Raw genomic sequence first — 25722 nt, 5'->3', positions numbered from 1 at the left:
GTACGGCGGCGCGCCCCTTCCGTCAGGAAGCGACTTCCCTGGCCGTGTCCTTCAGGGACTTCCAGGCGTTGTAACGCCTCCTGGCGGTGCGGGCGACCACGATCTGGGCGACCTGCATGCCCACTCCCATCACCACGGCGTAGCCGATCGCCTCAGCGAGGCTGATGTCCAGCGACTCGTTGTCCGCCGGCGGCTTCCTGCCGGTCGTCTTCTCCCAGGCGAAACCGATGACCTTCCTGGCGCCCCAGGCCGTGGCCAGCCCCACCAGGCCGCCGATGGCCCGCCAGGCCATGTCCTGCTTCTCGGTCTTGTCGGCCATATGGGTTCCTCCCCTTATTCCACTCTGCACAAGAACACTAGTCTCCCCCAGCACGACATCGCGTGAAGCCATACCATAGGGAGGCATGACACAACAGCGACTGCGCCATGCGCCCATGCCCGAGAAACCTGCTCTCGACGGGCTGGAAGCGGTATGGGTAGCCCGCTGGGAGGCCGAAGGCACCTACCGCTTCGACAGGTCGCGCACGCGGGACGAGATCTACTCGATCGACACCCCGCCGCCGACCGTCTCCGGGTCCCTGCACGTCGGCCACGTCTTCTCCTACACCCACACCGACACCATCGCCCGTTTCCAGCGCATGCGCGGCCGTGCGGTCTTCTACCCCATGGGCTGGGACGACAACGGCCTGCCCACCGAACGCCGGGTGCAAAACCACTTCGGCGTGCGCTGCGACCCCTCCCTCCCCTACGATCCGCAATTCGAGCCGCCCGCGCAGGGTCCCCGCGGCCGCGGGGGTGATCCGCGGCAGATCCCCATCTCGCGCCGCAACTTCATCGAGCTGTGCGAGCGGCTCACCCTCAAGGACGAGAAGGCCTTCGAGGAGCTGTGGCGCCGCCTGGGCCTGTCGGTGGACTGGTCGCTGACCTACGCCACCATCGACGGCGGCGCGCGGGCCGCCTCCCAGCGGGCGTTCCTGCGCAACCTCGCCCGGGGCGAGGCCTACATGGCCGAGGCGCCCACCCTGTGGGACGTCACCTTCCGCACGGCCGTCGCCCAGGCGGAGCTGGAGGACCGGGAGTGGCCCGGAGCCTTCCACCGGGTCGGCTTCACGCTGCCGCGGGAGCGGCGGGCCGAGGGGTTCGGCGACCGGGTCTGGATCGAGACGACCCGTCCCGAGCTGATGCCCGCCTGCGTGGCGCTGGTCGCCCACCCGGACGACGAGCGCTACCGGCCGCTGTTCGGGACCACGGTGCGGACGCCGCTGTTCGGCGTCGAGGTGCCGGTGCTGGCCCGCCACCTGGCCGAGCCCGACAAGGGCTCCGGCATCGCGATGATCTGCACCTTCGGCGACGTCACCGACGTCACCTGGTGGCGCGAGCTGAACCTGCCCACCCGGGCGGTCGTCGGCTGGGACGGCCGGATGCTCCCGGAGGCGCCCGAGGGCGTCCCCGCCGAGCCGTACGCCGAGCTGGCGGGCAAGACCATGCACGGCGCCCGCGAGCGGATCGTGGAGCTGCTGCGCGAGTGCGGCGACATGGAGGGCGAGCCACGGCCGGTGAAGCGCGCGGTGAAGTTCTACGAGAAGGGGGACCGGCCCCTGGAGATCGTCACCACCCGCCAGTGGTACATCCGCAACGGCGGGCGCGACCGCGAGCTCAGGGACGCGCTCCTGGCGCGGGGAGAGGAGCTGGCCTGGCATCCGCCCCACATGAAGGTCCGCTACGACAACTGGGTGGAGGGCCTGGCGGGCGACTGGCTGATCTCCCGGCAACGGTTCTTCGGCGTCCCGATCCCGGTGTGGTATCCGCTGGACGGCGCGGGCGAGCCCGACCGCTCCTCGCCGATCCTGCCGCAGGAGTCCACGCTTCCCATGGACCCCTCCACCGACGTGCCGCCCGGCTACACCGAGGACCAGCGCGGCAAGCCGGGAGGTTTCGCCGGTGACCCCGACGTCATGGACACCTGGGCCACCTCCTCGCTGAGCCCGCAGATCGCCGGCGGCTGGGAGCGGGACGAGGATCTGTTCGAGCGGGTCTTCCCGATGGACCTGCGTCCGCAGGCCCACGAGATCATCCGCACCTGGCTGTTCTCGACCGTGGTCCGGGCGCACCTGGAGCGGGGCACCCTGCCCTGGCGCAACGCCGCCATCTCCGGCTGGATCCTCGACCCGGACCGCAAGAAGATGTCCAAGTCCGTGGGAAACGTGGTCACCCCGCTGGGCCTGCTGGAGCAGTACGGCTCCGACGCGGTCCGCTACTGGGCGGCCAACGGCCGGCCGGGCACCGACACCGCGTTCGACACCGGCCAGATCAAGATCGGTCGCCGCCTGGCGATCAAAATCCTGAACGCCTCCCGGTTCGTCCTGAGCCTGGGAGAGGACGGCGGCGAGGTCACCGAGCCCATCGACCTGTCGATGCTGGCCCGGCTGGCGCAGGTGGTCGCCGAGGCCACCGAGGCCTTCGAGGCCTACGACTACACCCGCGCGCTGGAGCGGACCGAGCGGTTCTTCTGGGAGTTCTGCGACGACTATCTGGAGCTGGTCAAGTCCAGAGCCTACGACACCGGCCCGGCCGCGCGCTCGGCCCACGCGGCGCTGCGCGAGGCGCTGGACGTCATGCTCCGGCTGTTCGCGCCGTTCCTGCCGTTCGTCACAGAGGAGGTCTGGTCCTGGTGGCGAGAGGGCTCGGTCCACCGGGCGCCCTGGCCCACGGCCTCCGGCCGGACCGGCGAGGCGGAGCTGCTCCCGGTGGTCGCCGCGGTCCTCGGCCGGGTGCGCAAGGCCAAGTCCGACGCCAGGCTCTCCATGCGCGGCGAGGTCTCCCGGCTGACCGTCACCGGCGCCCAGGCCGATCTCGTACGGCAGGCGCAGGACGACCTGTGCGGCGCGGGCGTCATCGAGGAGTTCGTGCTCCAGCCTGGAGAGGGGGACCTGCTGGTGGAGGTCGCCCTCGCCTGATCCCGCTGATCCCGCACACAAGTCTGTCCTTTCGGTCGGACGCTCCTGCCGTACGGTCGAGACACGACAGGTGAGGGGAGGACAGGGCATGACTCCAGGGTGTGGAAACTGCAGCTGCTACCTCGACGACAGGGTGATCTCCCGGCCGCCGCAGGAGCGCTGACCCGGACCGCACGCGAGATGAGACAGAAGGAGGGCCCGGCCGCCCGCCGGGCCCTCCTTTTTCGTGTCCGGGAGATAACCATGCGCATTCCAGGCCGCGGCGTGACAGTCTGGAATGCGTGATCGTCGATCGGGAACGCCTGACACAGTTGGTGCCGCGCACGTTGATTCGGCTGGCCGCGTGGAGTCTGTGCCTGATCATCATCGGCTGGGCCGTCTTCTACTTCGCGCAGTTCATCGCCACGCTGCACATCGTGGTCCTGCCGGTGGCCATCGCGCTGCTGCTGACCGCGCTGCTGTTCCCCATCACCCGCAGGCTCCGGGCGATGGGCATCCGGCCGATCTACGCCACGTGGATCACCATGCTGATCGCGCTCGCGGTGCTGGGCGGCACCGGCTGGATCATCGGGACGCGGGCCAACGCCGAGTTCCCCGGGCTGGTCAACCAGGTGAAGGCGACCTCCAAGACCGTGGAGGAGTGGCTCTACACCGGACCGCTGCACCTGCAGCCCAACCAGCTCAGCAAATGGATCGACGAGATCGCCACACAGGTCACCAGGCAGCAGGAGCGCATCACCCAGACCGTGCTCACCGGCGCCACGGTGGCGCTGGAGGTGCTGGCCTCCATCGTGCTGCTGCTGTTCGTCACCTTCTTCCTGCTCAAGGACGGCGACCGGATCTGGGCGTGGTTCCTGAGGGCGTTCGGTTCGGCCGCCCCCCGTGTCGACCGGGCCGGGCGGACCGCCTGGGTGACGCTCTCGCACTACGTGCAGGGCACGGTGGCGGTGGCCGCCGTGCACGGTGTGATCATGGGCATCGTGTTGGCCGGGATGGGCGTGCCGCTCTGGGCGCCGCTCGCCGTGCTGATCTTCCTGGCCAGCTTCATCCCCATCGTCGGCATCTTCTTCGCCGGCGCGGTCGCGACCCTGGTCACCCTCGGCGCCAAGGGGCCGATCTACGCCCTGATCTTCCTCGGCGTCCTGGTCGTGGAGCAGCAGCTGGAAAACCACGTGCTCCAGCCGCTGATCGTGGGCAGGGCCCTGAACTTCCACCCGCTGGCCATCATCCTGGTCCTGGCCGTGGGCGGCATCCTGGCGGGCATCGCGGGGGCCGCGGTGGCGGTGCCGGTGGCCGCCGTGATCTACCGGGCGCTGCCCGAGCTCAGAAGCGAGCAACCCGCGCTTCCACCGGTGCCCGAACCGGGGCCCGGACCAGGACCTGAGCCAGGGCCTGAAGCCGGACCTGGAGCAGGATCGGAGCCCGAGCCCGAGCCCGAACCGGGTTCAGAACCGGCCTGAGCCGGCGCCCTGGCCGGTCCGGGCGGGTGAGGCGGTCAGCACCGGTGAGTCCCGCGAGCCCGGCGAATCCGGGGAATGAGGAATCCCCGCAGTCCAGGGGGTAACGTTCTGCTCCGTGACTCGTTCCACCCTGACGACCCCCCCTCCGGGAGCGGCCCCGCCGCAGGCGTCTCCCGGCGCGCCCGCCCCCGGCACCCCGCTCGGCCCGCACTACAGCCGCTGCTTCGGCTGCGGAGGCCGGCATCCGACCGGCCTGCACCTGACCGCCACCACGCCTGACGGGATCACGGTGGTCGCCGAGTTCACCGTGGGAGAGGCGCACCAGGGGGCGCCCGGCCTGGCGCACGGCGGCGTGCTGGCCGCGGCGATGGACGAGGTCATCGGCATGTCCATCTGGCTCTTCCAGCGGCCTTACGTCACCGGCCGCCTGGAGACCGACTATCTGGCGCCGGTTCCGGTCGGCACCACGCTTCACCTACGTGCCTGGTGCACCGGCGTGTCGGGCCGCAAGGCGTACCTTGAGGCTGAGGGACGGATCGGCTCCCCGGACGGCCCGGTCGCCGTGCGGGCCGCCGCCCTCTTCATCGAGGTGGGCATGGAGCACTTCACCAAGCACGGCGACGCCCAGGCCATCATCGACGAGCACCACGAGTACGAGGTGAATCCGTGACCAACAACGTCGAGGTGCTGATCCACAGGCTCGACGCCGACCTGCCGCTGCCCTCCTACGCCCACCCGGGCGACGCGGGCGCGGACCTCTACGCCGCCGAGGACGTCGAACTGCTCCCCGGGGAGCGGGTCATGGTGGGCACCGGTGTGGCGATCGCCCTGCCCGATGGGTACGCGGCGTTCGTCCACCCCCGTTCCGGTCTGGCCACCAAGCACGGCGTGACGATCGTGAACGCGCCCGGCACCGTGGACGCGGGTTACCGAGGTGAGATCAGAGTGACGCTGCTCAACACCGACACCAAGGAAGCGATACGGCTGCGCAGGGGGGACCGCATCGCGCAGCTGGTGATCCAGCGGGTGGAGCGGGCGGCGTTCTACGAGGTGGACCGGCTGCCCGGATCGGCGCGAGGCGCCAACGGGTTCGGCTCCACCGGCCGTTGAAGTGAGCAGCGGTGAGCTGCCAGCGAATCTTCGAGGAGTGTGAGGAAAGTGTTCGGACGTCGCCGTCGCGAAGAGTCCCCGGCCGTGGCCGAGGAGGTCGAGCGGGCAGAGCAGGTCCAGGCGCGTGAGTCCGGCCCATGGGACTCCGGCGACCCCTACCCCGACCGCGAGCGGGTCGACCTCGGCGGCATGCGCCTGCCGGTCGACCCCGGGTTCGAGGTGCAGCTGAACCTGGCCGGCGACCACATCGTCGGCGCGGTCGTCATGGTCGACGAGAGTGCCCTGCAGGTGCACGCGTTCGCGGCGCCCAAGCGCAACGGCATCTGGGACGAGGTGCGCAACGAGCTCGCCGAGGGGGTCAAGGGCGCCGGAGGCACCGCCGAGGAGCGGGAGGGGCCGTTCGGCGTGGAGCTGGCCGCCAAGGTTCCGGCGGACGGGGTCGCCCAGCCGGTCCGCTACATCGGTGTCGACGGCCCGCGCTGGTTCCTCCGCGCGGTGATCAGCGGTCGTGCGGCGCTGGACGACGGGGCCGCCGCGCCGCTGGAGGGCGTGATCCGCGACATCGTCGTGGTCCGCGGGGACGAGCCGATGGCGCCGAAGGAGGCGATCGAGCTGCGGCTGCCGCCGGAGGCCAGGCACGCGATGGAGCACCAGGCGGCCGGAGCGGATGTTCCCGACCTCAACCCGTTCGGGCGAGGTCCGGAGATAGCCGAGATCCGCTGACGTGGGGAATCGCGTACGCTGATTCAACACGTATGTGAAGGAGAGGTCGTGGGTTCTCAGGAACCGCATAAACAGGGCGGATTTCGGGGCTTTTTCCGGCGGCTGACGACGAGTCAGGCAGAGCTGGAGGCCACCGAGCTCCAGCAGGACCTCGATCGCCACGGCGCCACTCCCATCGTCTCGTGCGGAGGGCGCCGTCGGTTCTGCGTCATCGGTACGCTACGAACCGTGACCTTGAGGCCTCGCGGGGGTGCGCCCGCGCTCGAAGCGGAACTCTATGACGGGTCGGACGTGATCGAGCTGATCTGGCTGGGCCGCCGGAAGATCGCCGGGATCGAGCCGGGCCGGATGGTGCTGGCCGAGGGGCTCGTCAGCGTGCAGGATGGGCGCAAGGTGATGTTCAACCCCAGATACGAGCTACGGCCGGCTGGCGGTGTGTGAGCGATCGACGACCACGGAGCGGTGAGCGAGAAGATGACCACCACCGATGAGACCGCCGCGCACGACACGGTGGAGGCGGCGATGCGCGTGCAGCTCGCCAAGGCCTTCGGCGGAGTGCGCGGCATCGTCGAGGCCGCCGTGCCCACGATCGCCTTCACCGGGATGTGGATCGGCACCTCGGACCTGAAGATGTCCCTGATCGTCAGCATCTCGGCGGCGATGGTCCTGCTGGTCGTGCGGGTGCTGCAACGCTCGTCGCCGCAGTTCGTGATCAACAGCCTGGTCGGCATCGGGATCGGCGCGTTCTTCGCCTCCCGCACCGGTGACGCCCGCGACGTCTACCTGCCGGGCATCCTCTACAACGCCGGATACTCGGTGGCGATGCTGCTGTCGATCATCACCCGGTGGCCGGTGGTGGGCTTCCTGATCGGGTCCGTCACCGGCGACCCGACGGGCTGGCGCAAGGACCCGGCCGTCGTGAGGCTGTGCACCAAGCTCACCTGGATGCTGATGATCCCGTGCGTGGTCCGGGTGGCCGTGCAGCTGCCGGTCTACCTGATCGGGGGCAACGACGCGGTCGCCGAACTGGGCATCCTCAAGATCGTGATGGGCTGGCCGCTGCAGGTGGCGGGCCTCGCCGCGATGGTGTGGCTGCTGACCAGAGGCCGCACCCCGATCCGGCCGGCCGCCATGCCCTGAGCGACCGTGTCCCGGGACGCCGCGCCCCGCGCCGGAGTGCTCTGAGTCGCCGTGTCCCAGGCCGTTGTGTCTGGGCCGCCGTGTCCCGAACCGCTGCTGTGTCTGGGCCGCTGCGTCCCGAACCGCTGCGTCCCGGGCCGTCGTGTCCCGGACCCGCGGCGGCCCGCAACGGCGCCTGCGGTACGGCATGCCGTACCGCAGGCGCCGTCATCGACGGGCGGACCGCCGTCAGTGGATGGAACGATGCGCGGACAGCAGCTGGGCCAGCTCCTCCTCGACCTCCTGGCTGGCCACGAACATCAGCTCGTCCCCGGCCTCCAACGGGTCATCGGCGGTGGGCACCAGCACCCGGCCCTCACGCAGGATCGCGACCAGCGCGGTGTCGGTCGGCCAGGGCACCGAACCGGCGCGCTGGCCGACGACCGGCGCGTCCTCGGGCAGGGTGAGCTCGACCAGGTTGGCCTGCCCTTGGCGGAAGGTCATCAGCCGGACCAGATCGCCGACGCTCACCGCCTCCTCGACCAGCGCGCTCAGCAGGCGGGGGGTCGAGACGGCCACGTCGACGCCCCACGACTCGTTGAAAAGCCACTCGTTCTTGGGGTGGTTGATCCTGGCCACCACGCGCGGCACGCCGTACTCCGTCTTGGCCAGCAGCGACACCACGAGGTTGACCTTGTCGTCGCCACTGGCGGCGACGACCACGTGGCAGTCGGCCAGGCCCGCCTCGTCCAGCGAGGAGATCTCGCAGGCGTCGGCGAGCAGCCACTCCGCCCGCGGCACCGTATCGATCTTGATGGCCTTGGGGTCGATGTCGATGAGCAGGACCTCGTGACCGTTCTCCAGGAGCTCGGCGGCGATGGACCGGCCGACGGCTCCGGCACCCGCGATGGTGACGCGCATCAGTGCCCCTCCTCCGGTGCCGACGACAGCACCTTGTTGATGCGGTCCATGTCGCTTCCGACCGCCATGACATGCAGGATGTCGCCTTCTTGCACGACGGAGTCGCTTCTGGGCAGCAGGGTCTCGCCCATCCGGTTGACGAACGCCATTCGCGTGCCCGCGGCCTCCTCCAGATCCTTGGTCCTGGTGCCGATCCACCCGGGGTGGTAGGCCACCTCGGCCAGCACCACCGACCCGGTCGGGTCGCGCCACAGCGGCTCGGCGCCCTCGGGCAGCACCCGGCGCAGGATCTGGTCGGCGGTCCAGCGGACCGTGGCCACGGTCGGGATGCCCAGCCGCTGGTAGACCTCGGCGCGCCGGGAGTCGTAGATGCGGGCCACCACGTTGTCGACGCCGAACGTCTCGCGGGCGACCCGGGCGGAGATGATGTTGGAATTGTCGCCGCTGCTCACCGCCACGTAGGCGCCGGCCGACTCTATGCCGGCCTCTTCCAGGACGTCCCGGTCGAAGCCGATCCCGGTCACCCGGCGACCTCGGAACCCGGCCCGCAGGCGGCGGAACGCCTGCGGGTCACGGTCGATGATCGCGACCGAGTGGCCGCTGTCCTCCAGGATGTGCGCCAGGGTCGAACCCACTCGGCCACATCCCATGATCACGATATGCATGCTCCCCCGCCGGTCGCGTTGAGGCGGATCTTGCTCCCGATGTACTTAGTCAGTATGGCCCGCTCAGGGAGTGCCGCGTCAGCGGGGAGCACGGATGGGGACTAGCATCGGCAGACGTGTCAAAGGTGACGGACCTTGTCAAGCGCCTGTTCATCGGGCGTGCGCTGCGTAGTACGCAGTTGCACGAACAACTGCTGCCCAAACGGATCGCACTGCCCGTCTTCGCGAGCGACGCGCTCTCCTCGGTCGCCTACGCGCCGCAGGAGATCCTCGTCATCCTCTCCATCGCCGGGGTCTCCTTCTACGGCTTCGCCCCGTGGGTCGCGGTCGCCGTCGTGCTGGTGATGCTCACGGTCGTGGCGTCCTACCGGCAGAACGTGCACGCCTATCCCAGCGGCGGCGGCGACTACGAGGTGGCCACCGTCAACCTGGGGCGTAACGCCGGGCTCACCGTCGCCAGCGCGCTCATGGTCGACTACGTCCTCACCGTCGCGGTGTCGGTGGCCAACGGCGTCGACTACGTGGGCGCGACGATCCCCTATGTCGCCGAGCACAAGCCGCAGGTCGCCATCGCCATCGTCGTCCTGCTGACGATCGTCAACCTCCGGGGCATCCGCGAGTCCGGCGCGGCCTTCGCGATCCCTACCTACGCGTTCATGTTCGCGGTCATCGGCCTGGTCGCGTGGGGCGGCTTCAGGCTGCTCGTCCTGGGTGACGAGCTGCGCGCCCCCACCGCCGGCTACGAGATCGTCGCCCAGCAGACCAATCTGACCTCCTTCGCGGCGGCCTTCCTGATCCTGCGGGCGTTCTCCTCAGGCTGCGCCGCGCTCACCGGCGTCGAGGCGATCAGCAACGGCGTGCCCGCCTTCCGCAAGCCCAAGAGCAAGAACGCCGCGACCACGCTGCTGATGATGGGCCTGGTCTCGGTGACGATGTTCGTCGGCATCATCACCCTCGGCCTGGCCTCCGGCGTCAAGCTCGCCGACCCCGCCTCCGCCGCCCGCGACGTGCTCATCAACGGCAAGCCCGCCGGGGCCGGCTACTACCAGCCACCGATCATCGCCCAGGTCTCCGAGGCGGTCTTCGGCAACGGGTCCCTGTTCTTCTTCGTCATCGCCGCGGTCACCGCGCTCATCCTGTTCCTGGCGGCCAACACCGCGTTCAACGGCTTCCCGGTGCTCGGCTCCATCCTGGCGCAGGACCGCTATCTGCCCCGCCAGCTGCACACCCGGGGCGACCGGCTGGCCTTCTCCAACGGCATCGTCATCCTGGCCGCCGGCGCCTGCCTGCTGCTGTGGGGCTTCCAGGCCGACGTCAGCCGCCTGCTCAACCTCTACATCGTGGGCGTCTTCGTGTCGTTCACGCTCAGCCAGATCGGCATGGTCCGGCACTGGACCCGGCACCTGAAGACCGAGACCGACCCCGCGACCCGGTCTCAGATGAAGCGTTCGCGGGTCATCAACTTCTTCGGCGGCATCATGACCGGCGTGGTGCTGGTGGTCGTCCTGCTCACCAAGTTCACCCACGGCGCGTGGATCGTCTGCGTGGCCATGCCGGTGCTGTTCCTGATGATGAAGGCCATCCACCGCCACTACGAGAACGTGGCGCGCGAGCTCGCCGTGCCCGAGGACTCCCAGGTGGACGAATCGATGCTGCCCGCGCGAAACCACGCCGTCGTCCTGGTGTCAAAGATCCACAAGCCGACCCTGCGTGCCCTCGCCTACGCCCGGGCCACCCGGCCCTCCACGCTGGAGGCGATCACCGTGGGCGTGGAGGGGGAGGAGGCCCGGGCGCTGCAGGAGGAATGGGAGCAGCGGGGCATCCCGGTGCCGCTGAAGATGCTCGACTCGCCCTACCGCGAGATCACCCGGCCGATCCTGGAGTACGTCAAGTCGCTGCGCCGCCGCTCGCCCCGCGACGTGGTGACGGTCTACATCCCCGAGTACGTCGTCGGTCACTGGTGGGAGCACCTGCTGCACAACCAGAGCGCGCTGCGGCTGAAGGGCCGCCTGCTCTTCCAGCCCGGCGTGATGGTCACCAGCGTGCCCTGGCAGCTGCACTCCTCCGACCGCCTCAAGGGGCGGCCCGAGCGCTACGCCCCCGACGCCGTCCGCCGGCGGCTGCGCGAGGCGCCCGGTGACGAGGCCCGCTACGACGGGGTGGCTCCGGACGGGTTCGCCGTGGAGCCCGGTCGCGACGCCGTGGCCCGCGACGAGGACGGCAAGGCATAACCTTTCGTATGTACTCCTGACGGTAGGGAGGCTTGACGGGCGACGGACTCTAGGAGCATGGCATGGCGATTGAACTGACGGTGGGACCGGTCGCGCACGGTGGCTGGTGCGTCGCTCGCCATGACGGCCGAGTCGTCTTCGTACGGCACGCGCTCCCGGGCGAGCGCGTCCTGGCGGAGATCACCGAGGAGACCAGCCGGTTCCTGCGAGCCGACGCGGTCGAGATCCTGGAGGCCTCCGCCGACCGGGTGACCCCGCCGTGCCCGTTCGCCGGGCCCGGCCGCTGCGGAGGCTGCGACTGGCAGCACGCCTCCCTCGACGCCCAGCGCCTGCTGAAGACCGACGTGGTCGCCGAGCAGCTCAAACGGCTGGCCGGCATCGACTGGAAGGGCGTCGTCGAGGAGGTGCCCGGTGCCCCCGACGGTCTCGGCTGGCGCACCCGCGTCCAGTTCGCGGTCGACCGCGAGGGCGTCCCCGGCCTGCGCCGTCACCGCTCCCACGACATCGAGCCGGTGGACTTCTGCCTGATCGCCCACCCCGAGGTGGAGAACGTCGGCGCCGAGGTCATGAACTGGCGCAACGCCTCCTCGGTCGAGGTCATCGCCTCCAGCGCCGGGGACCAGGCCGTCGTGGTCGCCCCCAAGCCCCGCCGTACGGTGGCCATCCCGGACCTCGACACGAGCGTGGCCGTCTTCGTGGACGAGGGCAAGGGCCGCACCCGCGTGGTCCACGGCCGCAACCACCTCACCGAACGCGTCGGAGACCGTGAGTTCCAGGTCACCGGGAGCGGTTTCTGGCAGATTCACCCCGGTGCGGCCGCCACGTTGCTCGCCACGGTCCTGGAGTTCGCCGCTCCCCAGCCGGGGGAGTGGGCCCTCGACCTCTACTGCGGCGTCGGGCTGTTCGCCGCCGGTCTGGCCGAGGCCGTCGGCCCCGAGGGCGCCGTGTTCGGCATCGAGTCCGAGGCCGTGGCCGTGCGCGACGCCGAACGCAACCTCCGGGACCTGCCCCAGGCGCGCTTCGCCCGGGGCCGGGTCGAGAACGCCCTCGACCGCTTCGGCATCGAACGGGCCGACCTGGTCGTCGTCGACCCGCCCCGAGCCGGCCTGGGCCGCGACGTGGTCGACAGCGTCGCCGCCCTCCAGGCCACCCGCATCGTCTACGTCTCCTGCGACCCGGCCACCCTGGCCCGCGACCTCGCCTGGCTGGGCGAGCGCGGCTACCGCCTGGCCGACCTGCGCGCCTTCGACGCCTTCCCGATGACCCACCACATGGAGTGCGTGGCCCTGCTGGTCAGCGATCCGATCCAGGCCTGACCGGTGGTGACGCGACACCTCACCCGTGCCCCGGCGACAGCCTCATTCGCGGACCTCCATGTCGGTGTGCGCCGGCGGGGACCGAGCCCCTACGGTCCGGTCGTGATGGGCGCGGGCGGCAGACCGAGGACGCCGCGTACCGCCCTGTCGGCGAACTCGACGTCGAAGGGGGCGTGCCCGGCGAGCGGGACCACGACCCCCTCAAGGGGCGCCGAGATAGGCGCGTGCCGTCTCCTGGGGCGGCGGCCCGGGCGGGATCGCGCCGCTGTCGCGTCCGGCGGCGATCCGGCCGGCGCAGTCGGTGACGAGCCGGTCGAAGATCTCCATGATCGCCCGGCCGACCGGATGGTCCTGCCCGGTGAACTCGATCCTCAGCGCCATCAGGGCGCGGGCCACGTCGCGGCGGCAGTAGACGGCGTGGCCCCGTGCGATCGCCAGCAGCGCTTCGACGGGGTCGGCCTCATCGGCGGCGAGCCGGCCGACCTCGGCGTTCCAGGTCTCCTCGACCCGCTTCACCACCGCCAGCGCCAGATCTTCCTTGTTGGCGAACAGGTGGTACAGGGCGCCACGTGTGTAGCCCGCCTCGCCGGCCACGCGCTCCAGCACCAGGTTGGCGTAGCCGTAGGTGGACAGCCCCCGCGCCGCGGCCTCCAGCAGGGCGCTCCTGGTCCGGGCACGCCGATCCGCCTGTGTCCGGCGGGCACGGTCCGGCCTTGCCGCCGCCGTCATCGTCGTCCCTCGTGCAGCCCTGTTCAACGTACATACGTGTACGGATTTTATCTTGCGGTGGACGGTGCCGACACTCGGCACGCGCCCGAGAGGAGATGGGGACACGAAGGTCGAGCCAGGGGCCGGTCGTGGCGCGCGCCCCCATGTTCGGCACCACGCCGGTCGGTCACGGCTGAGTCGTCCCCAAGCTCGCGGGACCTACCTCGGGTCCGGGCCGAGCCGTTCCTCCAGCCGTTCCAGCCTCCGGACGATCGGCTGCAGTTCCCGGTGGACGGCCGCTGACAGGGCCGCGGCCGGGTCGGCCGCCGAAGCGGTGGCCTGGCTCTGCGCCCGCAGGTGGACGTAGCCCGCCAGGGCGGCGGTGACCGCGCGGCGGGTCAGCCGTGGTTCGGCGCCGAGACCTCGCAGGACGTGGCCGGCGCCTCCGTCGGGTTCGGCGATCAGTCCGAGGAGGAGATGCTCGCAGCCGATGTAGTTGTGGCCCATGCCGGTCGCGTCGGTGACGGTCAGCTCCAAGGCGGCGGCGGCCGACGCGCTGAACCTCAGCGGGGAGCCGGCCGGTGTGCCGGACGCCTCGGCGGGAGTCAGCCGGTCCAGCTCACGCCGCACCTCGTCGGGATCGATCTCCATGGCGCGCAGGACCTGCAGGGCCAGGTTGCCGCCCTCGGCCAGCATGCCGCCCAGCAGGTGTTCGGTGCCGACCTCGGCCGCCCCTTCGGCGCCCGCCAGCTCCACCGCGAGCTTCACCACGCTGCGGGCCCGTTCGGTGAAATTGGTGAAACGGGCCGTCGGGTCGTCGAGGTCGGGAGTGCCCAGCGCCGTCTCCCGTACGGCGGTGACCCGCCGTACGGCCTGCTCCAGAGCGCGCTGGCAGACGGCGGAGACCGGGATGCCCGCCTCCTTGACCGCCTCGGCCAGCTCGTCCGGCAGATAGACGTTGATCTTCGGCATCGTGCCTCCATTGTGGGGTTATTGAAGGGTTATAGTTGACTTATAACCCCGTCAGGAGCACTTGTCTAGCGGGGAATCGCCGCGAGAATCCGGGCGACACCGGGGGCCGGGGTGGCTCCCCGCGTGGAGAGCCAGGCCAGTTCGTTACCGGCGGTGAAGGCGACGAGCTTGCGGGCGTCGGCCTCGGTGAGGTCCCACGGGCCGGTCAGCAGGGGCGTGAGGGCGATCCTGTGCCAGGCGGCAGGCTCGCCCAGGGAGCGGGCGATCTGGGGCTGGGCGGCGCGGACGGCGGAGGCGATGGAATGCAGGTCGGCCTGTCCGGTGGAGGTGCGCTCGATCGGGGCGAGCAGGTTGACGGCGGTGATCTCGGCGCCCGCCTCCCGGGTGGATCGGAGCATCGTCTGGTCGTGGAGGGACAGGCCCGTCCGGGTCACCGGCAGGGTGAAGCTCACGGTGAGCGGGCGCCCCTTCGCGACGGCCTCACGCTGCAGCGTCGCGATCGCGTCCGCGCGGCGCAGGACGGTCTCCTCGTCGCCCGCCTCCGAAACCTCGAAGTCTATGTAGGTGGCGCCGAAGGCGCCCATCGCCTGGCGGTAGGCGGCGATGAGACGGTCGAGGTCGGTGCAGGCGGTGGCCAGTTCGGCGCCGGCCGGGCCGCCGAAGGCCAGACCGGCGTCGCCGCCGGCCGCGCGCAGGCGGCCCAGGCGACCGGCGACCGGAGCGCCCTCCCGCTCCTGTCGGCCACCCCATGCCGGGGTGCAGCCGTTCTGCCCGGCGGTCAGGTGGCCGAGGGTGAACCAGCGGAGGTCGTCCTGTCTGGCGGCCCTGGTCAGGTTGAACAGGGGGTCGCGGACGGTGTCGACGAACGGCACGAAACCCGCCGGGCGGGCGGGGGCCGGAGGGGAGAGAGCCGGCCGGGGAGCCTGGTCGGCCGCGGGCCGGGTGGTCAGAAGGGGAGAACCGGCCCTGGCGTGGGGCGCCTGGCCGAGCGGCGCCCCGCTCTCGACGATCCTGCCGGGCAGCAGCCAGAGCGCGAAGCCGGTCACGGCGACGAGCGTGGCCGACGCGAGCGCGACCAGGGACCGGGGCGGGGTGCCCGGTTCACGGGCCGGACGGGCGGCGGAGCGGTCTATCGCCACCGACATGGGATTCACCTTCTCCACGACGACGAGCGGTCGCTTTCGGTGCCGGAGTCGTTACCGAGCGAACCGAAAGCCTGAACGCTAGCAAGCGGCCTCACCACCGCGCGGGCTTTCTGCGGATGCCGTCCGTACTGCCCGGATAATGGTGTTCATGAAGTTGAGGATCTTCACCGAACCGCAGCAGGGCACCACCTACGACGAGCTGCTGATGGTCGCGCAGACCGCCGAGCGTCTGGGGTTCGACGCCTTCTTCCGTTCCGACCACTACATGCGAATCACGCCGGGCGACCCCGGCTTCGGCTCCAGCGACGCCTGGGTGACCCTCGCCGGTCTGGCCAGGGAGACCACCACGATCAGGCTCGGCACCCTGGTCACCCCGGTCACCTTCCGGCTGCCCGGCCCGCTGGCGATCAGCGTGGCCCAGGTGGACCAGATGAGCGGGGGCCGGGTCGAGCTGGGTCTGGGCACCGGCTGGTTCGACGCCGAGCACACCGCCTACGGGATCCCGTTCCCGCCGATGGGCGAGCGCTTCGGCCGGTTCGAGGAACAGCTGGAGATCCTGACCGGCCTGTGGACCACGCCCCGGGGGAAGACGTTCTCGTTCGAGGGCGCCCACTACCGGCTGGCCGACTCGCCGGCGTTGCCCAAGCCCGTGCAGAGTCCCAGGCCGCCGATCATCATCGGCGGGTTCGGCGCCAAGCGCACCCCGCGGCTGGCCGCGCGATTCGCCGACGAGTACAACCTGCCGTTCCACACCCTGGACGACACCGGGCTCGCCTTCGGCCGGGTCCGGGAGGCGTGCGAGGCGGAGGGACGCTCGGAGATCGTGTTCTCGGTCGCCCAGACCGTCGCCGTCGGTTCCGACGAGGCCGAGGTGGCACGTCGGGCCGAGGCCGCCGGGCAGGACCTCGCCACGCTGCGCACGAGCGGCCTGGCGGGCACCCCGGCCGAGGTGGTCGACAAGCTCGGCGAATTCGCCGAGCTGGGCGCCGAGCGGGTCTACCTCCAGATGATGGACCTGTCGGATCTGGAGCAGCTGGAGCTCATCGCCGCCGAAGTCCTGCCTCACGTGTAGGCCGAGGACGCCCACGCCCACGCCGGCGACGCGAACGCCCGCCGGTACTCCGGCGTCCCACCGCCCGGGGTTCCGGCGGCCTGTTCGGGCTCGTGTCCGGTTCGTTAACCGATAGCCCGCTTGATCGGGTATCGGGCAGACTGGCCGTGTGTTGCTCACGATCTCCACGACCGTACGGCCCGCCACGGATCTCGGCTTCCTGCTGCACAAGCATCCGGACCGGATCCAGGAGTTCGGCCAGTCGTACGGCGTGGCCCGCGTCTTCTATCCGGAGGCGGACGAGGAGCGCTGCACGGTGGCGCTGATGCTCGACGTCGACCCGATCCGCCTGGTGCGCTCGCGCGGCCACGCCACGCCCGACTACGCGTTGGGCCAGTACGTCAACGACCGGCCCTACGCCGCGTCGTCCCTGCTGGCCGTGGCGCTGGCGGACGTGTTCCGCACGGCTCGCTCGGGCCGTTGCGACAGCCGCCCGGAGCTGGCCGCCGGGCCCATCCCGCTGGAGATCGTGCTGCCCGTGCTGCCCTGCCGGGGCGGGCCCGAGATGGCGCACCGACTGTTCGAACCGCTGGGCTGGACGGTCGAGGCGCAGGCCGTACCGCTGGACGAGGGCTTTCCCGAATGGGGCGACTCCCGCTACGTGCGGCTGGCGCTGCGCGGCGAGGTGCGGTTGGCGGACGCGCTCAACCAGCTCTACGTGCTGCTTCCGGTGCTCGACGACTCCAAGCACTACTGGGTCGCCTCCGACGAGGTGGACAAGCTCATCCGGGCGGGGGAGTCCTGGCTGGCCGCCCACCCCGACAGGAGCCTGATCACCCGTCGTTACCTCGGCCGTCGCTGGGCGCTCGCCCGCGTCGCCTTCGCCCGCCTGGCCGAGCTCGGCGACGACGTGGAGGAGGATCTGGAGCCCCCCGTCGAGGAGGATCCCGCCGACTCCTTCCCCTCCCTTCCCGAGGACTCCTTCCCCGAGGACTCCTGCGCACCGGCGCAGGACGCGTCGCCCGCCCGGGACCCGGGGGATACGCGGCATTCGCGGAACGCGCCGCCCGCGCAGGACGGGGACGCCGCGGCCAGACGGCCCCTGAACGTCCTGCGCAGGGAGGCGGTGCTGGACGCGCTGGAGGAACTGGGCGCGCGCACGGTCATCGACCTGGGATGCGGATCCGGCCAGCTCGTCGGGGCGCTGCTGGGCAGAGCGGGGTTCACCAAGGTCGCCGGGACCGACGTCTCGGCACAGGCGCTGGCACTGGCGGCCAGGCGGCTGAAGCTCGACCGGATGTCCGAGCGGCAGCGGGAGCGCCTGGAGCTGTTCCAGGGGGCGTTGACCTACACCGACGAGCGGTTCGCCGGATACGACGCCGCCGTGCTCATGGAGGTCGTCGAGCACGTCGACCCGCCGCGCCTGGAAGCGCTGGAGCGGGTCGTCTTCGGCGCCGCCCGGCCCGGACACGTGGTGGTGACGACTCCCAACGCCGAGTACAACGTGCGCTACGACTTCCTGCAGGGCATGCGCCACCCCGACCACCGCTTCGAGTGGACCCGGGCCGAGTTCCGGGCGTGGGCGGCGGGGATCTGCGACGAGTACGGCTACCACGTCACCTTCCGGCCGGTAGGTGACGACGATTCCGAGGTGGGCCCGCCCACCCAGATGGCTCTGTTCGCCGAGGCGGGCGCCGTGCGTGCGGGAGGTGGAGATGACTGAGATCGCCGTTCCGGAGATGTCGCTGGTCGTGCTCGTCGGAGTGTCGGGAAGCGGCAAGTCGACCTTCGCCCGCAAGCACTTCGCGCCCACCCAGGTGATCTCCTCGGACTTCTGCCGGGGGCTGGTGGCCGACGACGAGAACGACCAGAGCGCCACACCCGACGCCTTCGACGTGCTCGACTACATCGTCGGCACCCGGCTGCGGCGGGGTCTGCTCACGGTCGTGGACGCCACCAACGTCCAGTGGGAGGCACGCAAGAAGCTGATCGAGCTGGCCAAGTCCCACGACGTGCTGGTCGACGCGATCGTCCTGGACGTGCCGGAGGAGGTGGCGGCCGAGCGCAACGCGGCTCGGCCCGACCGGGACTTCGGACCCCACGTGATCCGGCGGCAGTGCAAGGACCTGCGGAGGTCCATGGCGAAGATCTCCCGGGACGGCTTCCGCAGGGTCCACGTGCTGCGCGGGACCGAGGAGATCGAGGCCGCCACGGTCGTCCGTGAGAAGGCCTGGAGCGACAGGCGTGAGCTGACCGGGCCGTTCGACATCATCGGCGACGTGCACGGCTGCCGCGCCGAGCTGGAGACGCTGCTGCGCACCCTGGGCTGGGAGATCGAGCCCGGCGGCACGGGCGCGGTCCATCCGGAGGGTAGGACGGCGGTGTTCGTCGGCGACCTGGTGGATCGGGGACCGGACTCGCCGGGAGTGCTCCGACTGGTCATGGGCATGGTGGCGGCCGGGACCGCGCTGTGCGTGTCGGGCAACCACGAGCAGAAGCTGGCCCGCGCGCTCAACGGCCGCAAGGTCAGGGTCGCGCACGGGCTGCAGGAGTCGCTGGACCAGCTCGCCGCCCAGCCGGAGGAGTTCCGCGCGGCCGCGCTGGCCTTCATGGACGGGCTGATCAGTCACTACCGGCTCGACGGCGGCAGGCTCGTCGTGGCGCACGCCGGGCTGAAGGAGGCCTACCACGGCCGGGCCTCGGGCCGGGTGCGCTCCTTCGCGCTGTACGGCGACACCACCGGTGAGACCGACGAGTACGGCCTGCCGGTGCGCTACCCCTGGGCGCGGGAGTACCGGGGCCGGGCCATGGTCGTCTACGGCCACACGCCGGTCCCCGAAACCGAGTGGATCAACAACACGATCTGCCTGGACACCGGTGTCGTGTTCGGCGGGAGGCTGACCGCGCTGCGCTACCCGACCAAGGAGATCGTCTCGGTGCCCGCCGAGCGGATCTGGTACGAGTCGGTCAGGCCGCTCACGGCCCCCGGGCGCCGCGACCCCGAAACGCTGTCGATCGAGGACGTCCGGGGCGCCAAGCACATCGAGGTACGTCACGGTGGCGGACGCATCAAGGTCCGGGAGGAGAACTCGGCCGCGGCCTTGGAGATCATGAGCCGGTTCGCGGTCGATCCGCGCTGGCTGGTCTACCTTCCCCCGACGATGGCCCCGCCGGAGACCTCCGGGCTCGACGGTTACCTGGAGCACCCGGCCGAGGCGTTCGCGGAGTTCGCGGCGGCGGGCGTCACCCGGGTCGTGTGCGAGGAGAAGCACATGGGCTCGCGGGCGGTCGCCGTACTGGCCAGGAGCCCGGAGGCGGCGGCGCGGTTCGGGGTCACGGACGGGACGGCGGGGGCGGTCTACACCCGCACCGGCAGGCCGTTCTTCGACGACACCGCCGAGCTGGTGGATCGGCTCAGGCAGGCGTGCGCGCCTGTCATGGACGAGCTGGGCTCGGACTGGCTCGCGCTCGACTGCGAGCTGCTGCCCTGGTCGGCCAAGGCGGAGGGGCTGATCCGCAGCCAGTACGCGTCGGTGGGGGCCGCGGCCCGTACGGCGCTGCCCGAGGCGATCACCGTGCTCGAGGCGGCGGTCGGGCGCGGACTGGATGTGGGCGATCTGTTGGACCGCACCCGCCGCCGCTGGGCCAACGCTGCCCGATTCCGGGACGCCTATGCGCGTTACTGCTGGCCGGTGTCCGGTCTGGACGGGGTACGGCTGGCGCCGTTCCAGATCCTCGCCTGCGAGGGCCGGGCGACCGCCGCGCAGGAGCCGCACTCCTGGCACCTGGACATGCTCTCCCGGCTCGTCGATCCGCTCATCGCGCCGACCCGGCACGTGTTCGTCGACCTGGCCTCGCAGGAGTCCAAGGACGCGGCGACCGCCTGGTGGCTGGAGCTGACCGCCGACGGCGGGGAGGGCATGGTCGTCAAACCGCTGGAGTGGCCGGCCACGGCGGGAGCGGGGGGACGGCAGGACACGCCGGGTCCGGATGATCCGGCGGCGTCACCCGGCCGGCCGGGCGCGGGCTCGGGTGCGGCCGTGCCCCCGGGACGGGTGCAGCCGGGGATCAAGGTGCGCGGGCGGGAGTATCTGCGGATCATCTACGGTCCCGACTACACCGAGAGCCTGGAGGTCCTGCGCCGCCGCTTCCTCGGCCGCAAGCGCTCGCTCGCCCTGCGCGAGCACGCCCTCGGCCTGGAGGCGCTGTCCAGGCTGGCCGAGGGCGAGCCGCTGTGGCGCGTGCACGAGGCGGTCTTCGCCGTCCTGGCACTGGAGTCCGAGCCGGTCGACCCGCGTCTGTGATCTCCGGGTAAAGACAGGTGAAGAAGGAAGGCATTTTCCCGATCGGAACGATGGCTCCTCCCATACAGGTCCATATCGTTGGAGGCCGGACCATCAGGGAGGACCGTCGTGAGATTCGATCGTGCGGCTCTGCGGGAAGTCGTCGCCATCCACGACGACCGGGGAGTGCTGTCGTTCTACGTGACCGCCGACCCCCGGGAGGAGTCGGCGGTCCGGCCCGCGTGGCGGATCCGGTTCGGCAACCAGCTCGCCGAGCTGCGTGAGCAGGTCACCGCGGACGGGGACCGGGCGCGGCGGACGGCCGTTCTCAAACGGCTGGACGAGCTCGAACCCGAGTTGCGGACGCTGCTCAATCCCACCGAGTCCGGACTCGGCCGGGCGTTGTTCGCCCCGGTCGGCGACGACCGGGTCTGGTCCTTCTCCTTCCAACTGCCGGTCGCCGGCCAGATCGTCCTGGAATCGACCGCCTATGTGCGCCCGCTGGTCAACACGGTCGAGACCGCACCGCCCGCCGGACTCGTGCTCGTCTCCCGGGACGGGCTGCGTGTGATCGACTACCGCTACGGCCAGGCCGAGGACGCCGACAGGAAGCCCTTCGACCTCGACTCCGAGGACTGGCGGGTCAAGGGCGCCCCCGCGCCCACGGACTTCGCCCCGCACGGCGGGTCGCACCGCGACAGGCTCGAGCGCCGGATCGGGGAGAACGTCGCCAGGCTCCTGCGCGGGGCGGCGCCGGACATCGCCGAGCGGGCCGCGGCCCGCGACTGGACCACGACCGTGCTGATCGGCGACGTCCAGCTGACCGAGGTCCTGGCCGGAGAGCTGACCGGCGACGTCATCCAGGTCGACGCCGTAGTGGACTCGCTGTCCGCAGCCAAGATCGCCGAGTACGCGGAGCCGCAGCTGCTGGCCGCCCGGACCCGCTTCGCCACCGAGCTGGTGAACCGGGCCAGGGACGCGGCCCTGTCCGGCGGACGCGGTGCCCTCGGCCTGGAGGCCACGCTCGGGGCGCTGAACGACAGCCGGGTGGCGCAGCTGCTGCTGGCCGAATCCGGCGAGTGGAGCGGCGGCCGTGCGGCCGACGGGCGGCTCTACCCGTCCGTCGAGACCCCGCAGGGGGAGCCGGCGCAGACACTCGTCCGGGAGCCCAGGATGGGGGAGCGCATGATCGAGCGAGCCCTGGACATCGACGCCGAAGTGATCGTTCTGGACCAGAAGGCGTCCGAGGCCCTCGCCGATTCGGATGGTCTGGCCGCGATCCTGCGCTGGTGACGCCCCGGCCGCGGGCGGCAGCCGGATGGCCGCGCTGATCACGGCGAGACCCTGTGAGACACTTTCCCTTAGGTCGGATTTGTGTTTTCGCAGCTCATGACATGAATAAACCCCTCGATCTGGATCGGCCCCGATCTTCACCGGCTGAGCCACGGATACCTACGTCTTTCGGGGGAAAGGACTGTCATGGTCGGTACCACCCCTTCCGGCACCTCCAGCGAGAACCTGGGGCATGTCGTCTTCATCACCGCCGCCGCAGCGATCGGCGGATTCCTCTTCGGCTATGACAGCGCCGTCATCAACGGCGCCGTGACCGGGATCCAGAAGCACTTCGGCGTCGGCCCGGTCCAGATCGGATTCGTGGTCGCGATCGCGCTGCTGGGCTCGGCCGTCGGCGCGTGGATCGCCGGAGGCATAGCCGACCACTGGGGGCGCACCAGGACGATGCAGGTGGCCGCGATCCTGTTCGCGATCAGCTCCGTCGGCCAGGCACTGCCGTTCGCGATCTGGGACCTCGCCTTCTGGCGGGTGCTGGCGGGCGTCGGGATCGGCATGGCCTCGGTGATCGGTCCCGCCTACATCGCCGAGGTCGCGCCGCCCGCCTATCGAGGGCGCCTGGGATCCTTCCAGCAGCTCGCGATCGTGCTGGGCATCGCGGTGTCCCAGCTCGTCAACTACGCCATCGCCCAGCTGGCCGGCGGCAACGTCAACAACAAGCTGCTCAGCCTGGAGGCCTGGCAGTGGATGCTCGGCGCCTGCCTGGTCCCGGCCCTGCTCTATCTGCTCTTCTCGACGATCATTCCCGAGTCGCCGCGCTTCCTGATCGCGGTGGGCAGGACGGAGATGGCCCGGCGGGTGCTCGCCGAGGTCGAGGGCGACCGCGTCGACCTCGACGAGAGGGTGGCGGAGATCCAGAACTCGCTGCGCAGCGAACGCCGGCCACGGCTGCGCGACCTTCGCGGCCCGTCGCTCGGGTTGCTGCCGATCGTCTGGATCGGCATCCTGCTGTCGGTCTTCCAGCAGTTCGTCGGCATCAACGTCATCTTCTACTACTCGTCGTCGCTGTGGCAGTCGGTCGGCATCAACCAGAGCAACTCGCTGCTGATCAGCTTCTCCACCTCGATCATCAACATCGTCGGCACGTTCATCGCCATCGCGCTGGTCGACCGGATCGGCCGCAAACCGCTGCTCCTGATCGGCTCGGCCGGCATGGCGGTCGCGCTCGCGGTGGCCGCGTGGGCGTTCAGCGCGGGCATTCCCAGCGGGGCCACCGTCAGGCTGCCGGCGACGCAGGGTGTGGTGGCGCTGGTCGCCGCGCACGTCTTCGTGCTGTTCTTCGCGCTGTCGTGGGGCGTCGTCGTCTGGGTGCTGCTGGGCGAGATGTTCCCCAACCGGATCAGGGCCGCCGCGCTCTCGGTGGCCGCCTCCGCCCAGTGGGTGGCCAACTGGCTGATCACCGTCTCCTTCCCGTCCCTGGCCGCCTGGAGCCTGGCCGGCGCGTACGTGGGGTACGCCTGCTTCGCCGTGCTGTCCTTCCTCTTCGTGTGGTGGAAGGTGCGGGAGACCAAGGGCCGCAAGCTGGAGGAGATGGGTTAGGTTCGTGGTCGTGCCCCCGGTGAACCCCGCACCCCCGGCCGGACCCTCCGGGTCCTCCGGGTCCTCCGGACCCACGCCTCCGGCCGCCGCGTCCGTGAAGGCCGCCGCGTCCGACAGGGCCGCGCCGCCGACGAAGGCCGAGCTCGACGCGGCCAGGGGGCGGACGCTCGACGACGTGCTCGGCCCGTCGCTGGAGGTGCTGTTCTGCGGCATCAACCCGGGCCTCTACTCGGCGGCCGCCGGCCACCATTTCGCCCGGCCGGGCAACCGCTTCTGGCCGGCGCTGCACCGCTCCGGCTTCACGCCCCGGTTGCTGGCCCCCTCGGAGCAGTGGATGCTGCCCTCCTACGGATTGGGCATCACCAACGTGGTGGCACGGGCCACCGCGCAGGCGGCCGAGCTGTCGGCGGAGGAGTTCCGCGAGGGCGGGGCGCGTCTGGTGAGGCTGGTCACCGAGGCCCGCCCCCGGGTGCTGGCGGTGGCGGGGGTGACCGCCTATCGGACGGCCTTCGGCCATCCGAAGGCGACCGTCGGACCGCAGGAGGAGAAGGTCGGCGACACGACGGTCTGGGTGCTGCCCAACCCCAGCGGGCTGAACGCCCACTGGCCGCTGGACCGGATCGCCGGGGAGATGCGACGGCTGCGGGAGTCCCTGCGCTGACCGGCCGGTGCCGGTGACGGGTCTCCGGCGGCCGGGCCCGTGACGGGGCGCCGGCCCTCGCGGCGATCGGCGCCGGTTCAGCGGCGCAGCGCGCCCCCGGCCCGGGGATGCCATCGCCTGCGGTGGAGCATGCCCAGCACGCCCATCGCCAGCCAGGCGACGAAGAAGAACTTGAGCGTCCAGAACCCGGCGCTCGCCACCCCGATGACCAGCATCAGGAACAGGAACGGGGCGACCGGCGGCCTGCCTCGGCGACCCGCCCGGTGCTCCCAGGCGGGGTGACGGTGGCCGGCCCGGCGCGAAGCGTGTCCGCGCCGCCCGTGCCACGGCCCGACACCCCCCGGGCCGGCCCAGCCGTTGCCCCCGTGCCACGGCTCGACGCCGGTCGGCACGGCCCAGCCGGGACCCCGATGTCCCCGCTCCCGCCCTTCCGCGGAGCCGTCACGGCCTCCGGAGCGGGAGCCGTACAGGTCGGGCAGGTCGGCGTGGGCCAGGGCCAGTTCCCGGCCGGTGCGCGCGGACAGGGCCAGCTCGATGCGCTCTTCGAGCTCCTCGTGGGTCAGGCGGCCCTGCGCGTAGTGCTCACGCAGGGCCGCCATGGCCGCCTCGCGCTCGGCGTCTCCGATGCGGAGATCGTCTGGGGACGTCATCGGTGGCTCACTCCTCGCCGGGGTCGCCGTCGGCCAGAATCTGATACAGCTTGCGACGCGTCTCGGTCAGGATCTGCTTGGCCTGGCGGATCTGCGCGTCGCTGCCGGTCTGCAGGATCTGGAGCATGGCGAAGCCCGACTGGCGAGCCAGGTTCATCAGCTCCCAGGTGCTGTCGTCGACGTCGGGGGTCATCTCCTCCCATGGGGCCCGCACCTCGTCGGCGTGCTCGGCCACGTAGGCCTCGCCCGCCTCGGTGAGCCGGAAGGACTTGCGGCCGTCGTTCTCCTCCGACAGCACCAGGCCCTCGTCGGTGAGCTGCTGCAACGCCGGGTAGACCGCGCCGGGGCTGGGCTTCCAGCCGCCTTCGCTGCGCTGGGCGATCTCCTGGATGATCTGGTAGCCGTTGCGCGGCTCCTCGGAGAGCAGCGCGAGGATCGCGGCGCGGACGTCGCCCCGCTTCGCCTTACGTCCCCGGCCGAACGGCGGCCGGCCGCCGAACGGGCCGCCGCGCCCCGGACCGCCCCTGCCGAACTCCCTGCCGAAGTCCCAGGGGAAGGCGCCACCGGGGAAAGGACCGCGGTGCCCGCGGTGCCGGCGCTCGCGGGGACCCCGGCCGTGCGGGCCGGATCCCTCGTCGTGGGGCTCGTCCTCGTGCCAGCCGGCGGCCATGTGCCGCCAGGCCTCCCGGGCGGCGCGCTTCATCTCGTGCCGCATCTCCTGCGGGATGGCGCCGGCCCACCGGCCTCCCATCGTGTGTGCGGAAGTCATGGTTCCTCCTCATTCGCGATCGTCTTTAGACCGCTCTCGATGCTTCAAAGATATATCGATAACATTCTAACGACAACCCTATGTGGTGATAT

At 71.0% G+C, this 25722-nt stretch carries 23 protein-coding genes; 15 read left to right on the top strand and 8 right to left on the bottom strand.

The window, feature by feature from the left end; all coding sequences use genetic code 11:
• Positions 1–22: 22 nt before the first annotated feature.
• Positions 23–319: a DUF4235 domain-containing protein gene (locus ACQPYK_RS34945; RefSeq protein ID WP_433240704.1), complete on the bottom strand. Its 297-nt coding sequence runs from the start codon at positions 317–319 to the stop codon at positions 23–25.
• Positions 320–404: 85 nt separating this feature from the next.
• Here ACQPYK_RS34945 and valS point away from each other — a divergent pair, with 85 nt between their 5' ends.
• The 7 genes from valS to ACQPYK_RS34910 all read left to right on the top strand — a co-directional run bounded on the left by valS (position 405) and on the right by ACQPYK_RS34910 (position 7390).
• Complete coding sequence (gene valS, locus ACQPYK_RS34940; RefSeq protein WP_433240701.1) at positions 405–2957, top strand: valine--tRNA ligase; 2553 nt, start codon at positions 405–407, stop codon at positions 2955–2957.
• 281 nt (positions 2958–3238) lie between these two features.
• Entirely contained in the window at positions 3239–4417 is a 1179-nt protein-coding gene (locus ACQPYK_RS34935; protein ID WP_433240698.1) for an AI-2E family transporter, read from the top strand.
• 115 nt (positions 4418–4532) lie between these two features.
• The gene (locus ACQPYK_RS34930; RefSeq protein ID WP_433240696.1) at positions 4533–5087 is read left to right on the top strand and encodes a PaaI family thioesterase; all 555 of its coding nucleotides are present in this window, start codon (positions 4533–4535) and stop codon (positions 5085–5087) included.
• The gene (gene dut / locus ACQPYK_RS34925; protein ID WP_433240693.1) at positions 5084–5527 is read left to right on the top strand and encodes a dUTP diphosphatase; all 444 of its coding nucleotides are present in this window, start codon (positions 5084–5086) and stop codon (positions 5525–5527) included. Before ACQPYK_RS34930 ends, dut begins: the two co-directional genes overlap by 4 nt.
• Positions 5528–5575: 48 nt before the next feature.
• A complete protein-coding gene (locus tag ACQPYK_RS34920; RefSeq protein WP_433240690.1) occupies positions 5576–6250 on the top strand; it encodes a DUF3710 domain-containing protein in 675 nt (224 codons plus the stop codon).
• A gap of 48 nt (positions 6251–6298) precedes the next feature.
• Complete coding sequence (locus ACQPYK_RS34915; RefSeq protein WP_433240687.1) at positions 6299–6691, top strand: OB-fold nucleic acid binding domain-containing protein; 393 nt, start codon at positions 6299–6301, stop codon at positions 6689–6691.
• 33 nt (positions 6692–6724) lie between these two features.
• The gene (locus ACQPYK_RS34910) at positions 6725–7390 is read left to right on the top strand and encodes a DUF3159 domain-containing protein (RefSeq protein ID WP_433259012.1); all 666 of its coding nucleotides are present in this window, start codon (positions 6725–6727) and stop codon (positions 7388–7390) included.
• A gap of 228 nt (positions 7391–7618) precedes the next feature.
• Here ACQPYK_RS34910 and ACQPYK_RS34905 read toward each other — a convergent pair whose 3' ends face one another.
• Both ACQPYK_RS34905 and ACQPYK_RS34900 read right to left on the bottom strand, forming a co-directional pair.
• Positions 7619–8290, bottom strand: a complete 672-nt coding sequence (locus tag ACQPYK_RS34905) for a potassium channel family protein (protein WP_433240684.1) — start codon at positions 8288–8290, stop codon at positions 7619–7621.
• Positions 8290–8955, bottom strand: a complete 666-nt coding sequence (locus tag ACQPYK_RS34900; protein WP_433240681.1) for a potassium channel family protein — start codon at positions 8953–8955, stop codon at positions 8290–8292. The genes ACQPYK_RS34905 and ACQPYK_RS34900 overlap by 1 nt, the downstream gene beginning before the upstream one ends.
• A 116-nt stretch (positions 8956–9071) precedes the next feature.
• On the opposite strand from ACQPYK_RS34900, the gene ACQPYK_RS34895 reads away from it, so the two are divergent.
• Both ACQPYK_RS34895 and ACQPYK_RS34890 read left to right on the top strand, forming a co-directional pair.
• Positions 9072–11186: an APC family permease gene (locus ACQPYK_RS34895; protein ID WP_433240678.1), complete on the top strand. Its 2115-nt coding sequence runs from the start codon at positions 9072–9074 to the stop codon at positions 11184–11186.
• Positions 11187–11248: 62 nt separating this feature from the next.
• Positions 11249–12502 (top strand): class I SAM-dependent RNA methyltransferase, encoded by a 1254-nt coding sequence (locus ACQPYK_RS34890; RefSeq protein ID WP_433240675.1) that lies wholly within the window; start codon positions 11249–11251, stop codon positions 12500–12502.
• 201 nt (positions 12503–12703) lie between these two features.
• Here the strand turns inward: ACQPYK_RS34890 and ACQPYK_RS34885 are convergent, their stop codons facing one another.
• The 3 genes from ACQPYK_RS34885 to ACQPYK_RS34875 form a co-directional block, all read right to left on the bottom strand.
• Positions 12704–13231, bottom strand: a complete 528-nt coding sequence (locus ACQPYK_RS34885; protein WP_433240672.1) for a TetR family transcriptional regulator — start codon at positions 13229–13231, stop codon at positions 12704–12706.
• A 198-nt stretch (positions 13232–13429) separates the two neighbouring features.
• Positions 13430–14182 carry a Clp protease N-terminal domain-containing protein gene (locus ACQPYK_RS34880; RefSeq protein WP_433240669.1) on the bottom strand — a complete coding sequence of 251 codons (753 nt, stop codon included), beginning with the start codon at positions 14180–14182 and terminating at the stop codon, positions 13430–13432.
• Between the two features lie 65 nt (positions 14183–14247).
• Positions 14248–15327 (bottom strand): hypothetical protein, encoded by a 1080-nt coding sequence (locus tag ACQPYK_RS34875; RefSeq protein ID WP_433240666.1) that lies wholly within the window; start codon positions 15325–15327, stop codon positions 14248–14250.
• A gap of 148 nt (positions 15328–15475) precedes the next feature.
• Here ACQPYK_RS34875 and ACQPYK_RS34870 point away from each other — a divergent pair, with 148 nt between their 5' ends.
• The 6 genes from ACQPYK_RS34870 to mug all read left to right on the top strand — a co-directional run bounded on the left by ACQPYK_RS34870 (position 15476) and on the right by mug (position 24211).
• Entirely contained in the window at positions 15476–16399 is a 924-nt protein-coding gene (locus tag ACQPYK_RS34870; protein WP_433240663.1) for an LLM class F420-dependent oxidoreductase, read from the top strand.
• 148 nt (positions 16400–16547) lie between these two features.
• The gene (locus ACQPYK_RS34865) at positions 16548–18101 is read left to right on the top strand and encodes a 3' terminal RNA ribose 2'-O-methyltransferase Hen1 (RefSeq protein WP_433240660.1); all 1554 of its coding nucleotides are present in this window, start codon (positions 16548–16550) and stop codon (positions 18099–18101) included.
• Entirely contained in the window at positions 18094–20682 is a 2589-nt protein-coding gene (locus ACQPYK_RS34860; RefSeq protein WP_433240657.1) for a polynucleotide kinase-phosphatase, read from the top strand. The genes ACQPYK_RS34865 and ACQPYK_RS34860 overlap by 8 nt, the downstream gene beginning before the upstream one ends.
• A 108-nt stretch (positions 20683–20790) precedes the next feature.
• Positions 20791–21954, top strand: a complete 1164-nt coding sequence (locus tag ACQPYK_RS34855) for a VLRF1 family aeRF1-type release factor (protein ID WP_433240654.1) — start codon at positions 20791–20793, stop codon at positions 21952–21954.
• A 186-nt stretch (positions 21955–22140) separates the two neighbouring features.
• Positions 22141–23550, top strand: a complete 1410-nt coding sequence (locus ACQPYK_RS34850; protein WP_433240651.1) for a sugar porter family MFS transporter — start codon at positions 22141–22143, stop codon at positions 23548–23550.
• Between the two features lie 94 nt (positions 23551–23644).
• A complete protein-coding gene (mug, locus tag ACQPYK_RS34845) occupies positions 23645–24211 on the top strand; it encodes a G/U mismatch-specific DNA glycosylase (RefSeq protein WP_433259010.1) in 567 nt (188 codons plus the stop codon).
• A 77-nt stretch (positions 24212–24288) separates the two neighbouring features.
• Here mug and ACQPYK_RS34840 read toward each other — a convergent pair whose 3' ends face one another.
• Together ACQPYK_RS34840 and ACQPYK_RS34835 are read right to left on the bottom strand one after the other, a co-directional pair.
• Positions 24289–24861 carry a DUF1707 SHOCT-like domain-containing protein gene (locus tag ACQPYK_RS34840; RefSeq protein ID WP_433240648.1) on the bottom strand — a complete coding sequence of 191 codons (573 nt, stop codon included), beginning with the start codon at positions 24859–24861 and terminating at the stop codon, positions 24289–24291.
• A 7-nt stretch (positions 24862–24868) separates the two neighbouring features.
• Positions 24869–25630, bottom strand: a complete 762-nt coding sequence (locus ACQPYK_RS34835; RefSeq protein ID WP_433240645.1) for a PadR family transcriptional regulator — start codon at positions 25628–25630, stop codon at positions 24869–24871.
• Positions 25631–25722 lie beyond the last annotated feature (92 nt).

The sequence above is a fragment of the Streptosporangium sp. CA-135522 genome (genome assembly GCF_050949235.1).
In the GTDB taxonomy this organism is placed as follows: domain Bacteria; phylum Actinomycetota; class Actinomycetes; order Streptosporangiales; family Streptosporangiaceae; genus Streptosporangium.
The sequence above is the reverse complement of the archived record's forward strand: the minus strand, read 5'-3'. Positions and strand labels throughout refer to the sequence as shown.